We start from the raw sequence: 11,870 nt of genomic DNA, 5'->3' as shown, positions 1-11,870 counted from the left end.
GCAGTGGAATCGGACTGCCCCTTATGAACATGCTGACCATATTATGCAAGGCAGCAGGGGTTGAATATATATTATGCCGTCGAACCATGAAGTTCGAGCAGGCCGTGCAGTTCACGCAAGCTGCACCCATCCTCCGGATGATCCCCGGGGGATTTTTAATGTACATATGTATCTAGCAAGTACCGCCGAGAGCATCTATGAACAAAAAAAATGACCCCGCCGATACACCGGCAGGGCCTATAGCTTGATCAAAAAGGGGTTAATAGGGTCATTATAGTCCCCCTTTCTTAAAACTAAATGATATGCACCTTAAAAACTCATTAATTTTCCAGCTTTGTGTTCTACTCTAATAATTCGTCCAGTATTCCGTGCCGCCCTGCGGCGTGGTTGGCGTAGTTGATCGCCCTGTTTCCGGGCGGGTGCCCCTGTCCGTCGAAGGCCGCTCCCACCCTTCCAGCAAAACCACATGCTGAGTACTGGAGTTATTTTCCCATGTAATATAACGCTCCTGTTCCATATGCCGCAAAGCGGCTGTAATCTCGCTGTCCCTCTTCCCCGTTTTGACGGTCAATTCCGTCATCGTCGGCATATGGCGATGCTGGGCAAAATAGTTATACAGAATCCGTAACAGCTTTCGTTCCAAATCAGGCAACATCATCTTTCCTCCCTTTCCAGGTTTCCCAAGCAACCAACGGCCAGGATCACCATCACAAAGAACGTATGTTCCCATTATAACACATAAAAATGCACCCTCCTACTGGAAGCTGCATTTTGGACTTTTACGGTCCGGTTCAAATTCAGTTTTTTTCTTTCTCCTGACGACCGATAGAACGCAGCCACCAGACGATTCCACCAACGCTTCCTAATGCCAGAACCGTCAGGAAAATAATATAGAACAGATGAAATGCACGATCACTCATGGCAATCGCCTCCTTACTATATGTATACACTTCCCAACTAATCCTGTAAACCTCTTTTTGAAATCCAGCTCTATTTTTTTCCAAACGCTCCACAACAGGTATCTTCTTGAGGTAAATCGGTACATGCTAATTAAATACAAAAAGGGCTTTCGGCAAATGACCGCAAGCCCTGATTCATCTGAGGTTAAGGCTGAATTACGCCTTGTTCTTCTTGCTATATTTAACGAAAGTAATCACAATCGTCACAGCAAACAATATTCCGGTGACTACCCAAGTTGTTAAAAATGCCATGCCCGAACCAACATTAGCTCCCATCGTCGGGTGCTTCACCGCTGTAAGTACTGAACCTTGCACCATAAATATCGTACAAAATAAAACGATGGGCACCAGAAGAATTGTACTCGCCGTCCTCCGGCTACCTGATACCACAATCACGCTTAGAGCAGAAATTACCAAAATCACAAAATATATAGCTGCTTCCCAAAGCATAGAAATGCTCACCGTCCGATCTTTTTTCTATCCATTCGTAAATGTCCCTTCTATTGTAACAGACGTCACACAGTGAACCAAGCCATAATTTGAAATGAAAAGGGGTAAACCCTGTAGGCAACGTAAATAATGTATAGTAACTACATAAAGACCTAAAAGGAGATGAACCCATGAGAAGTGCAAGTCCTTTTGTCATTGTGAACGATGTCCAGCAAACGGTGGATTATTATCAGTCTGTTTTGGGCGGAGAAATTAAAGTACTGAACAAGCAGGAGGGCAAGCTTTTACACGCTGAGCTTCACCTGGGCAGCAGTCACATTCATTTTTCTGATTCCTACGGTAAACCGCTAAAAGCGCAGCATGTACAAATCATTCTCGACTTTGACAGCGAAGAGGAGCTTAAGCAGGCTTACCATGCACTGGCGGAAAAGGGTACCGTTGACGTAGAGCTTCAAGATACTTTTTTTGGTGCCCTGCATGGCGAAGTGACAGATCATCTCAATCACATTGGATGGGTTATGAACTATTTTAAAAACCGTCGTCCTTGATCTGTGGTTAAAAAGGAAACAGCGCTTAGAGGATTCCAAGTAAAAAGGATAGCATCGACGCTGTCCTGCTTGTTTCTTCTACTACCACCACTATTGGCTGTTAACAGCAGGCGACTTGCTGTAACCTTTGCGTACCACAGCCTTAACCTTGTCTTGGGACACTCCCAAAGATTCCAACGTATTCCCGGTTTTGAGGCACCATGCTTCAATATCTCTCGCAAAACCGAAATCGGTTGCGGTAACCTCCAGCTTTTGCCCTTCTTCCAGTGCCTTAACGGCTTCATATACCTTGAGAATAGGACCAGGACATTGCAATCCACAGGCATCCAGCAGGGTTAGCTCTGTGCCGGATCCGTCTTTGGCTTCCTCGTCCAGTTCGCCCCCTGGCAGATCAGAATCAGAATCCCGTTCAGCCATAACTGAATATGTCTTGTAGCCACCATCAACGTTTCTCACCTGATATCCGTATTGGGTCAGCATTCGAGCCGCAATATAGCCCCGCAAGCCAACCTGACAGGATACCGCCATCTCTTGATCATGGGGGATTTCCGACATTCGTCCTCTCAGCTCTGCCAAAGGAATATGGATAGAGCCCGGAATGACTCCTGCTTGCAGCTCCACCTCATCCCTGACATCAATAATAACGCCGCCTGTGCGGTAAAAATCATCGACTTCATGCCATTGCATCGTTTGGACCAGCCCATCCATGATATTCGAAGCCACATAACCAGCCATATTGACAGGATCTTTGGCCGAAGAATACGGGGGTGCATAAGCGAGTTCGATATCAGCCAGCTCACACACCTCCAAATGTCCACGAATGGCGGTCGCAATCACATCAATCCTTTTGTCTACTCCATCGACTCCAACGGCCTGTGCCCCATATATCATTCCAGTCTCCGGGTTAAAGAGTAGCTTCATGGAAATTGGCGATGCTCCGGGATAATAACCCGCATGCGAAGCGGGATGAATATGAACAGCCTTATAGGGAACACCCAGCCGCAGCAATGTTTTTTCGTTATTGCCTGTAGATGCTGCGGTCAAGGCAAAGGTCTTGATCACGGACGTTCCGAGCGCGCCATCATAAGAAATGGCCTGACCGTTCATATGATCCGCCACCAAACGACCCTGCCGATTGGCTCCCCAGGCCAGCGATACCATAGTTGCAAACCCGTGATTGCGATCTTTGACCTGAATGGCGTCTCCTACCGCATAAATGGCCGGATCACTGGTTTGCAATTGAGCGTTTACCTGAATAGCCCCACGAAAACCAAGCTCCAATCCGCTTTGCTTGGCCAGTTCATTTTCGGGAACAACACCAATCGCCAGAATAACCAAATCCGTCTGAAGCACACCTCCCGAAGCTAAAAGGAGCCGTGTACCCTGAGCTGCAAAAGCCGCGACCCCTTCCTTTAAGCGCACCTCCACCCCGTTCAGCTTCATATGCTGTTCTACCAGTTTAGCCATTTCAGGATCTAGCGGATTAAGCAATTGTTCTCCCTGGTCGATAATCGTTACCGCAAGTCCACGCTCCCGCAGATTCTCAGCCATTTCCAGCCCGATAAATCCACCGCCGATTACAGTAGCATGTCGCGGGTGCTTTTCATCTACATATGCCTTAATCACGTCCGTATCAGGAATATTTCTTAGCGTGAATAGATTAGTAGCTTCGTTTAATCCGGGAATATCCGGTATCATCGGTTTGGCCCCTGGGGACAAAACCACCAAGTCGTACGGTTGCTCTCCCATTATCCCTGTTATCACATCACGGAAGCGAATGAGCTTCTGCTCTCGGTCTATTTCAATCACTTCGGTGAGTACCCTCACATCTATATTAAAACGTTCTCGAATCCCTTGAGGTGTCTGGAGGAACAGCTTCTCCCGCGCATGGATCGTGCCGCCAATATAGTAAGGAAGACCACAGTTCGCAAAAGAAACATGCTCTCCGCGCTCAAACATCATAATCTCGTCTTCCTCATTCCATCTACGCAATCTTGCCGCCGCAGAAGCTCCACCTGCTACCCCGCCAATAATAACTATTTTTCTGCTCATTTCTTCCCCTCCTAATATACCCTATGGGGTATAATATATACCTGCGGGGGTATGTTGTCAACGCTATTTATTCATGACATGGACGCAAAAAAGGTGGAGGTTACCCCCCACCTGATCAACCTTAACTACTGCTGGCTGGCCGCGATCGCCTGCTCCAAATCGTACAAAATATCGTCTATCGCTTCCGTCCCGACAGACAAACGCAACAGCTCTGGCTTGACTCCGGCAGCAACCTGTTCCTCCGCATTCAACTGCTGATGCGTTGTGCTCGCCGGATGAATGATCAGAGATTTGGAATCGCCCACATTCGCCAAATGGGAAAATAGCTTCACATTTTCAATCAGCTTGCTTCCCGCCTGACTGCCGCCTTTAATGCCGAAGGTCAGGATCGCCCCTTGCCCTTTCGGCAAGTATTTTTGGGCTAACTCGTAGGATGGGTGGCTTGGCAATCCAGTGTAGCTGACCCATTCCACATCCTTGTGGCTTTCGAGATATTGCGCTACCTTCAAAGCATTCTGGCTATGTCTTTCCAGCCGCAGATGGAGTGTCTCCAAGCCCTGAAGCAGCAGCCATGAGTTGAACGGTGAAATAGCTGCTCCCAGGTCACGCAGCAGTTGTACCCGCGCCTTGATAATGTATGCAATAGGCCCCACCGCCTCGGTGTATACAACCCCATGATAGCTCGGGTCCGGCTCGGTCAGTCCAGGGAAACGGCCACTTGCTTTCCAGTCAAACTTGCCGCTGTCCACGATCACCCCACCGATGGACGTTCCGTGTCCGCCAATGAATTTCGTCGCCGAATGCACGACAATATCCGCTCCGTATTCAATGGGACGCAATAAGTACGGGCTTGGGAACGTGTTATCTACAATTAACGGAATACCGTATTCATGCGCAATCGCTGCTACAGCTTCCACATCCAGCACATTGCCCTGCGGATTGCCAATCGTCTCGGCATATAACGCCTTCGTTTTATCCGTAATGGCTTTACGAAAGTTCTCCGGGTCATCCGAATCCACAAAATGCACCTTAATGCCCAGCTTGGGCAGCGTCGTGGAAAACAAATTATATGTACCGCCATATAGACTGGATGCCGACACAATTTCATCCCCTGCTCCTGCAATGTTCAGGATGGAAAAGGAAATGGCTGCTGCTCCCGAAGCCGTTGCCAACGCGCCAGCCCCTCCCTCCAGAGCTGCGATCCGCTGCTCGAACACATCCGTGGTCGGATTCATCAGGCGCGTATAAATGTTGCCGAACTCTTTTAGCGAAAACAAATCAGCCGCATGCTCGGCATCCCGAAATCCATACGAGGTGGTTTGGTATAACGGAACGGCGCGGGCAAAGGTAGTAGGATCAATTTGTTGTCCGGCATGGACAGCGAGAGTTTCGAATGACAGCTTGCGATCTTCTGACATGGTTATTTCCTCCCTTGTTATACGTGCTGTAATGCGCAATCATGAATGATTTTTCAATCATTCTCGCACAAAAAGAACGAATTGGGAAGATATTTCTCATTATTCAGGTATGAATTATAATAATCCACATAGCTGTTCCCGGCCAATCCCTTGGTCTGTTTGTACATTTGGTCAAAAGGAACTTAGTTTAGTTTGGGACATGTTTCGGCAAAAAGGCCAGCAAATCATTAATAGTTTTGGTAGAAGGGTTATGCGTTGCTTCATACAGTAGGTAATGCCATTCCATTTTGCTAAAGACGCGTAATCAATAGCCCCTTATTAAAACACAGAAATAAAAAAGGAACGCTTTTCAGCGTCCCTATATTACAATAACCGTAATTTCAAAACTTTTTACAGCCTCCTGTAGCCACGGCCTTTGGTAATGAAATCTCACCTTTCTCTGACCTGCTTCATTTGCCGTATACGTCCAAGCTCGGGCACCAGATCCTCCAATTACAGTGTGGTTACCAACATAATCTTCTTTCTCAAGCAAAACCACATTTTTCTCTGAAACGATTTCTTCCAACCATGTATATCCTGTAGATGCATTTTCAAGTAGGGTAATCTGAAAGGCTTCGCCCTTTTTTAGACGGAGGATTTTACCATTGTCCTTCTCTTCAATGGAAATGATCATTAAATCACCTGACTTTCTAGTGATATTTAATAACCTGATCTCCTCCCCAATGGTGAAGCTCAACCTCTTCTTTAAACTCTTCACCCATTTGCTGCAATATTTTCTCCTTAGCACCGACTAAGGCGTCAACATTGTCGATTAGATCCGTTGCGCTATATGCTTCGAAAAAGAAATGTTCCGCTTGGGTTTGAATACGATAATCATAAGGTAAGTAGCCAAATCCATTATCTCCCCAACTTGTTCCCCAAGAATTTTTAAATTTAAACATTTGGGTTTCATCATCGAAGCCTACAATACATATGGCATGTCCACCTATAAATTCACTACTTCCGGGTAAAGGTATTTTACCTGTAGCTGCTACGTTTGGATCCATCCAGTTTTTGTATACTGATGTCCCGACTACAAAAGGGCCATTTACAACTAAGCTTCTCTGCATTGCTTTTATCGTATCCAGATTTGCATATGCTTTTATTTTATATTTTGCTGCATTTGTTTCTGCTCCAGCTTGGGGACTACCAGGATTACAGGCTTCATACTTCCAAAAGCTTTCTTCACATACTCCCTGTTTTTTCAGTATATCCATGGCTACCCTAATAGATGTCCCGTCTCCATCAGTAGTACATCGAGGTGTATTATCTGGAGCTGTATCTGCTGCTTTTGCCTTCTCGTAAAGGTATCTGGGTGAGAGTCCGACATGTTTATCTCTCTCTTGCCACTCTTTCATACCTACAGCACATGAGAATCCAACGCACGTTCCTTCGTGTCCCTGATCTCTTACCGGAGTTATTTCTTTAACTTCAAATTTTGATGGAATAATAAAAGGCGGCAAAATAGAAGACATAAGAATATCCCTTTTATCTATTGGAGATGGGGTTAAGCCCAATCCCTTAACTTCTGACATTTTGTTTCCTCCTTTGTTATCAAATACTGAGTTATTGTTTCATTTTTCAAAAAATTTATAACCCCTAAATTATCCAACATAAAAACACAAATATAAGACACGTTAGAAAATATAAAAAATTAATCACAAGGAGACTATAACAATGCCCATTAAATACGGTGTGCTAAAAGCAATTCTAAAGAATTTAAATTAGGAAAAGATGACCAGCATCTAGAAGTGCTCATGGAAGTATCGCATAGCAAAGAAAAGTTCAGATTAGCCATTAATATCCAATCACAAGCTTGGCCGTCAGAAGTTCTTTATTTGATTGGCGAAAATTTTAATTCCTCGCAAATTACCCATCTGCAAGGTATGGCAGAAGGCTTCACTGGAATCAATAAAAACAATCGGGAGATTGCCCTGGATTATGTCAGGGGCCGTCTGTTTGATCCTAAACAAATGACACCACTCCCAAATATTAAACCTGGATTGGACAACGATTTGTATGAAAAGTTAACAGACTATGTTCAAAAAGCCATTGATGAAGAAGCTGTTATATATGCTTATGGAGAACGATTTGGCCCTGAACATAAGGAGGATAAATACTTTCATTTCAAACCCGGAAATGGAGTTCACGATATTCATATGAACCAAGGTAACTCAGGAAATCCCAAATGGGAAAAAGATAATGGAGTTTGGCAAGACGGGGGATTGCTAATTCAGTTTAAAGACCGTTGGGTCGCATTATTCTTGGCTTTTCAATCTCAGTCATGGTGTACTAACGATGATACAGGTTATACACTTAAAGTATGTAGTCACGAAGAACATGAACAGAAAAACGCTGTGCATTCATAGTTAAAATTACGAATCGACGACAATATAAAACGATCTCTACAAAGTAGAGAAACCCGCTTTACACAAGGCAGGGTTTCTCCTTTTTTTGAGATATAGGAAAAGGGCCCAACGTAATGATTTATAAATTTCGAAACCTGATTAGGATTTAAATGATATGGTCTTGGCGCACCTCCTGTTGGGGAATACTGTGTCCCAGTCTGAAGGATTACGTTTTAGCATATCAGTGCATAATTTCTTTCTTGTTCACCTTAACACCTGATAAAGATTGATCAAACATATCGAGAATAAAAAGGAACCTCTCAGCTTCACGAAATACATGATCGGCTAATAAAGGATGGATAATACTTTTTATTCGGCATTCGTCGATTAAATCACGCGCTGTTTTCTTAAAATCACGCAAGGACTTAACAGAGACACGGTTTTCATCAACAAATTGACTCAGGAGTGGAACGGTCTGCGACTGCGGCCGCATATGACTTAAATCAATCGCTTGAAACATCAGCGTATCAAAATCATTACTAAACTCCCTGGCTTGCTCAACCAGTTTACGTTCGGATGGATCTAGCAAATGGCCTATAAATTTTGCATGATCGGCCATTATTTTCAAGAAAAATACATTTTCATCGATAATTGCATCGGGTAATGGTTCGAGCTTTCCTGAATTGAGTTCCTCTAAACGGTTTCTGAAATAATTCGCTTCCCGGCTTATATGATCTACCAGTAAAGGGAAATTGGTTTGTCCGGGAAGCTTGCATTGCAATATAAGGCCCAATACCATTCTCTTAAACGCCCAAATATGAGTCGCTGCATTCTGGACCTCCGTATTAAACTCTTTGATTGTGTGAGGGTCAGTATCGATATTAAAATCGTGTGATCTTCTCTCAATATCCTCAAAAATAGCATGAAACTGATTGGCTTCTGTAATGAGTTGAGTATCTTCAGCTCTAAAACCTAACCCCAGAAAAAATGAATGCTCCTTCATGATCCTGGACCAAAATCGTATCTCATCTAATGAGCGCGCAACAAATGCATCCAATCATATCCCTCCTCTATGTGAGCAAAAAGTACTTACTTAGTCATATGGAATATGCCTTGTCATTATGATTATCGAAGTCCCGCGTCTCATACTAATCTAATTCCGAGGTTGTTTAGAAGTTCTGCTAGAAGATGACTTTTTTACTGGACATTCACCCAACAATATGAGTTCGAATAATGTAGCACTATATATGCAGATACATGTGGTATACAAATTTATCGAAAAAAGGAGTGAAATATTATGTTTCCTTATTCAACGGGTGTATTTCCTTATGTAATACAACCATACGATCATTATTGGCGATCGGATCAAGTAACACCTGCTCATCTAATGACCAAAAATCCTCATTGTGTAAGCAAGGCGAAGGTTGAATTGAAAAGCTTCATGCGTATGCTGTGGGAACAACATATAGCCTGGACCAGGATGACCATCCTTAGCTTGGTCTTTCATCTACCTGATGTGAACGTGGTTACCGCCCGGCTTCTTCAAAATGCAACAGATATGGGGAATTCACTTCGACCTTTGTATGGTGATCATGTAGCTCAAACATACGGTAACTTAATTAGGGAACATTTAGTGCTTGCTGCGGATCTTGTTAAAGCAGCCATAGCAGGAGATCAAAATCTGGTTGCAGCTACAGAAAAAAAGTGGTACTCCAACGCCGATGAAATTTCCGAGTTTTTAAGCCGTATCAATCCCTATCTACCTAAAGAAGAATTTAGGAAAATGTTCTACGAACACTTAGCTTTAACAAAGTCAGAGGCTGTCTCCATGATCACCAAGGATTATGAAACAAGTGTTCAGATATATGATAAAATCGAGGCGGAAGCGTTAGAGATGGCGGATACGATCACTGACGCAATCGCTAAACAATTCCCTGGAATATTTGTGTAATTACACTCATTTCAATAAAAAAGCGTGGCCTCCAAAAAGCTTGGGAGTCACGCTGTACCCATGCCTCCGCCCAGCTTTATGCAAAACGAGTCCCGAACGTAACACTGAATTTAAAGCCTACGTCTGCCTTGGAGGGGAGTGGAACCGTTGCCTTTAACCTCTCCATGTGCTTTAATCTTTCTTTTAAAATCGGGATTTTAAAATCATTCAAATTGTTCTCCTCCTATGAGGTCTGCCCGGAATTCAAACTGTTCTCGTATAAAATCTTTACTGGCGATCTTAACCGACTCCGGCGTAATCTCCTCCACCACTCCGCCATAATCCTCAAATGTCACACGTAATTCTTCATCGACGGATACAACGTATACATGTGCCTGGGTTAAAGCCGCTCCAAATAGCTCCATGTCTGTTTTCAACATTTTATATGTATGCTTCAAGACGATCACCTCGAATATTTCATTCGGTGAACAATATAACGATTCCTTCTACGACAAAAATCCCTGTAAATGCTATCCCTTGTTCCTTACGAGATTCAACTGGATGTCACAGCGCCCCTCCCCTTCCAACCATAACAGTTCATTAAGCAAAAAAGTCATGCCATCCATAGAGCGTAGCTGGTCAATGGTTTCTGAAACAACCTCCATGAGATCACGCTGAATGCCTTCTGCCAGTTGCAGCCCACCACTGTCACCATCGACGAATAAGTGTGTATGTTCGGGATGCTCCAACCTCCGCACATGACGCATCCACAAACATCCGTCCTCAATGTGAAAGAAGTAGCGTCCATCATAAAGCACACCTTCATATATTTCATACATTTGTAAATGGTCAAAAGGTCCATATACCATTGCCACCCATTCTAGTATGGTTGATTTAGTCTCCATTTTTATGCGCTCCTTCTTAGTGTTTATCCGTCCAACTTGGTAAGGGCTCCTGACCATCAAATTGTGGCAGCCTCAACTGCCCTCTCAATAGCAAAATCCCAAATTCCCTTCTTACCTATGATTTCAATAAGTTGTGATAGGACTGCTTCATGTTCACTCGCGTAGAATTGCGGATTAACTTGCTGTACAATAATGAAGAACCACTCTAATTAGATGCGAATTTTCGTACTGCCTTATCATCAACTATGTCAATAACGAAATTGTTTCCATGACATGAATTAACATAACAATTTAACGTTATTTCGTTATTAATAATATAACCATATAACGTTATTGTCAACATCTTTTTGCGTTATCTTTTAGTTTCACTTAAAATCAACACAAGCATAACTAAGCAAGAATCAAGGGGAAGGAACGGTCGGTTATATGTCAAAAAAAGCTATAATCGTGGTCAAGCTTGGAAAGATTCTGGAGTCAAAAGGAATGACACAAGGGACTTTATCTCAGTTAACAGGATTACGCCCAAGTACCATTAGTGAAATTGTCCGTGGCTCTCGTAGTGTTTTGAATAAAGACCATCTGGCAAAGATTATTGAGGTACTTGAAATTACAGATATCGGAGAAATTATTGAAATTGATTACATATCAAATGCCAAAGAAAGTACTGAATAACCCAAAAAGGACCGCAGATGCTGAGGGTCCTTTTTACGTTGGGACAGAGTTTCTATTAATATAGAGCGATATATTATCGAAAAGGACATTTTGTCGATAGTCAGATAAACTTTAAGCTGAACCAATTCACATTTCATCATTAATTATTAGAATCTAACTTAATTTTTTGATAATAACAGAAGCGTTTACGTTTGTTTGTGTGCCACCAGCCAAAGTCTGAAGGCCAACCGCAGCAGCTGAACTATGATTTCGCAGAGTAAGAACATCGCCGGCCGCTAGAGCGATTATAGCTTGCCCATTGTTTTGCTGAGTGCCGGCACCTGAACCATATACGGTTCCTATAACCAGGGCGCCATTTAAAAATAGTGCGAATTGGTTGGGTTCTACACCCGTCACGGAAAAAGTAACCTCATACTTGCCCGGATTGCTAACTGCAATCTGAGTGGTTCCGGGGGTATGTGTGATTCCAGGTGAAAGATTACCGTTTGTATCAAAAATAACATCAGTCTCTACAGGAACAGTTTGAGCACTTACATTATAAACAATTCC

General features: G+C 43.5%; 14 protein-coding genes and 2 pseudogenes. 4 read left to right on the top strand and 12 right to left on the bottom strand.

Translation table 11 applies throughout. From position 1 onward, the window contains the following. Positions 1–346 precede the first annotated feature (346 nt). The 3 genes from ABIA61_RS19685 to ABIA61_RS19675 form a co-directional block, all read right to left on the bottom strand. On the bottom strand, positions 347–655 hold the full coding sequence (locus ABIA61_RS19685) for a LexA family transcriptional regulator (RefSeq protein WP_283656178.1): 309 nt from the start codon (positions 653–655) through the stop codon (positions 347–349). Between the two features lie 142 nt (positions 656–797). After that, a complete protein-coding gene (locus ABIA61_RS19680) occupies positions 798–920 on the bottom strand; it encodes a hypothetical protein (RefSeq protein ID WP_283654467.1) in 123 nt (40 codons plus the stop codon). Between the two features lie 195 nt (positions 921–1,115). Then, entirely contained in the window at positions 1,116–1,409 is a 294-nt protein-coding gene (locus ABIA61_RS19675) for a hypothetical protein (RefSeq protein WP_283654466.1), read from the bottom strand. A gap of 170 nt (positions 1,410–1,579) precedes the next feature. Here ABIA61_RS19675 and ABIA61_RS19670 point away from each other — a divergent pair, with 170 nt between their 5' ends. Next, positions 1,580–1,957 carry a VOC family protein gene (locus tag ABIA61_RS19670; RefSeq protein ID WP_044646520.1) on the top strand — a complete coding sequence of 126 codons (378 nt, stop codon included), beginning with the start codon at positions 1,580–1,582 and terminating at the stop codon, positions 1,955–1,957. A 90-nt stretch (positions 1,958–2,047) separates the two neighbouring features. On the opposite strand, the gene ABIA61_RS19665 is transcribed toward ABIA61_RS19670, so the two are convergent. The 4 genes from ABIA61_RS19665 to ABIA61_RS19650 all read right to left on the bottom strand — a co-directional run bounded on the left by ABIA61_RS19665 (position 2,048) and on the right by ABIA61_RS19650 (position 7,001). Continuing rightward, positions 2,048–4,009 carry an FAD-dependent oxidoreductase gene (locus ABIA61_RS19665; protein WP_404519798.1) on the bottom strand — a complete coding sequence of 654 codons (1,962 nt, stop codon included), beginning with the start codon at positions 4,007–4,009 and terminating at the stop codon, positions 2,048–2,050. A gap of 125 nt (positions 4,010–4,134) precedes the next feature. Continuing rightward, complete coding sequence (locus tag ABIA61_RS19660; RefSeq protein ID WP_014279530.1) at positions 4,135–5,427, bottom strand: homocysteine synthase; 1,293 nt, start codon at positions 5,425–5,427, stop codon at positions 4,135–4,137. 358 nt (positions 5,428–5,785) lie between these two features. After that, positions 5,786–6,100 carry a protease inhibitor I42 family protein gene (locus tag ABIA61_RS19655; RefSeq protein ID WP_404519799.1) on the bottom strand — a complete coding sequence of 105 codons (315 nt, stop codon included), beginning with the start codon at positions 6,098–6,100 and terminating at the stop codon, positions 5,786–5,788. A gap of 16 nt (positions 6,101–6,116) precedes the next feature. Beyond that, entirely contained in the window at positions 6,117–7,001 is an 885-nt protein-coding gene (locus tag ABIA61_RS19650) for a C1 family peptidase (protein WP_404581143.1), read from the bottom strand. 142 nt (positions 7,002–7,143) lie between these two features. Between ABIA61_RS19650 and ABIA61_RS19645 the strand changes: the two are divergent. Continuing rightward, positions 7,144–7,835 (top strand): annotated as a pseudogene (locus ABIA61_RS19645) (DUF2278 family protein). Positions 7,836–8,055: 220 nt separating this feature from the next. Here ABIA61_RS19645 and ABIA61_RS19640 read toward each other — a convergent pair. Then, a complete protein-coding gene (locus ABIA61_RS19640) occupies positions 8,056–8,871 on the bottom strand; it encodes a DUF2935 domain-containing protein (protein WP_283654461.1) in 816 nt (271 codons plus the stop codon). A gap of 240 nt (positions 8,872–9,111) precedes the next feature. On the opposite strand from ABIA61_RS19640, the gene ABIA61_RS19635 reads away from it, so the two are divergent. Beyond that, positions 9,112–9,765, top strand: a complete 654-nt coding sequence (locus ABIA61_RS19635) for an acetylglutamate kinase (protein ID WP_404519800.1) — start codon at positions 9,112–9,114, stop codon at positions 9,763–9,765. Positions 9,766–9,841: 76 nt separating this feature from the next. On the opposite strand, the gene ABIA61_RS19630 is transcribed toward ABIA61_RS19635, so the two are convergent. The 3 genes from ABIA61_RS19630 to ABIA61_RS19620 form a co-directional block, all read right to left on the bottom strand. Next, positions 9,842–9,976, bottom strand: a complete 135-nt coding sequence (locus ABIA61_RS19630) for a hypothetical protein (protein ID WP_283654460.1) — start codon at positions 9,974–9,976, stop codon at positions 9,842–9,844. Beyond that, positions 9,969–10,184, bottom strand: coding sequence for a hypothetical protein (locus ABIA61_RS19625; protein WP_404529645.1), 216 nt, complete (start codon positions 10,182–10,184; stop codon positions 9,969–9,971). The genes ABIA61_RS19630 and ABIA61_RS19625 overlap by 8 nt, the downstream gene beginning before the upstream one ends. Before the next feature lie 90 nt (positions 10,185–10,274). Then, positions 10,275–10,649, bottom strand: coding sequence for a hypothetical protein (locus ABIA61_RS19620; protein ID WP_283654458.1), 375 nt, complete (start codon positions 10,647–10,649; stop codon positions 10,275–10,277). A gap of 426 nt (positions 10,650–11,075) precedes the next feature. Here ABIA61_RS19620 and ABIA61_RS19615 point away from each other — a divergent pair, with 426 nt between their 5' ends. Further along, entirely contained in the window at positions 11,076–11,321 is a 246-nt protein-coding gene (locus ABIA61_RS19615; protein ID WP_283654457.1) for a helix-turn-helix domain-containing protein, read from the top strand. Positions 11,322–11,474: 153 nt separating this feature from the next. Here the strand turns inward: ABIA61_RS19615 and ABIA61_RS19610 are convergent. Then, a pseudogene (locus tag ABIA61_RS19610) lies at positions 11,475–11,870 on the bottom strand (BclA C-terminal domain-containing protein); the annotation flags it as partial.

The organism is Paenibacillus sp. RC21 (assembly GCF_044907935.1).
Classification (GTDB): domain Bacteria; phylum Bacillota; class Bacilli; order Paenibacillales; family Paenibacillaceae; genus Paenibacillus; species Paenibacillus terrae_A.
The sequence above is the reverse complement of the archived record's forward strand: the minus strand, read 5'-3'. Positions and strand labels throughout refer to the sequence as shown.

Coding starts and splice junctions, on each gene's coding strand:
- ABIA61_RS19685 (WP_283656178.1), bottom strand. CDS start 655: ATGTTGCCTGATTTGGAACGAAAGCTGTTACGGATTCTGTATAACTAT.
- ABIA61_RS19680 (WP_283654467.1), bottom strand. CDS start 920: ATGAGTGATCGTGCATTTCATCTGTTCTATATTATTTTCCTGACGGTT.
- ABIA61_RS19675 (WP_283654466.1), bottom strand. CDS start 1,409: ATGCTTTGGGAAGCAGCTATATATTTTGTGATTTTGGTAATTTCTGCT.
- ABIA61_RS19670 (WP_044646520.1), top strand. CDS start 1,580: ATGAGAAGTGCAAGTCCTTTTGTCATTGTGAACGATGTCCAGCAAACG.
- ABIA61_RS19665 (WP_404519798.1), bottom strand. CDS start 4,009: ATGAGCAGAAAAATAGTTATTATTGGCGGGGTAGCAGGTGGAGCTTCT.
- ABIA61_RS19660 (WP_014279530.1), bottom strand. CDS start 5,427: ATGTCAGAAGATCGCAAGCTGTCATTCGAAACTCTCGCTGTCCATGCC.
- ABIA61_RS19655 (WP_404519799.1), bottom strand. CDS start 6,100: ATGATCATTTCCATTGAAGAGAAGGACAATGGTAAAATCCTCCGTCTA.
- ABIA61_RS19650 (WP_404581143.1), bottom strand. CDS start 7,001: ATGTCAGAAGTTAAGGGATTGGGCTTAACCCCATCTCCAATAGATAAA.
- ABIA61_RS19635 (WP_404519800.1), top strand. CDS start 9,112: ATGTTTCCTTATTCAACGGGTGTATTTCCTTATGTAATACAACCATAC.
- ABIA61_RS19625 (WP_404529645.1), bottom strand. CDS start 10,184: ATGTTGAAAACAGACATGGAGCTATTTGGAGCGGCTTTAACCCAGGCA.
- ABIA61_RS19620 (WP_283654458.1), bottom strand. CDS start 10,649: ATGGAGACTAAATCAACCATACTAGAATGGGTGGCAATGGTATATGGA.
- ABIA61_RS19615 (WP_283654457.1), top strand. CDS start 11,076: ATGTCAAAAAAAGCTATAATCGTGGTCAAGCTTGGAAAGATTCTGGAG.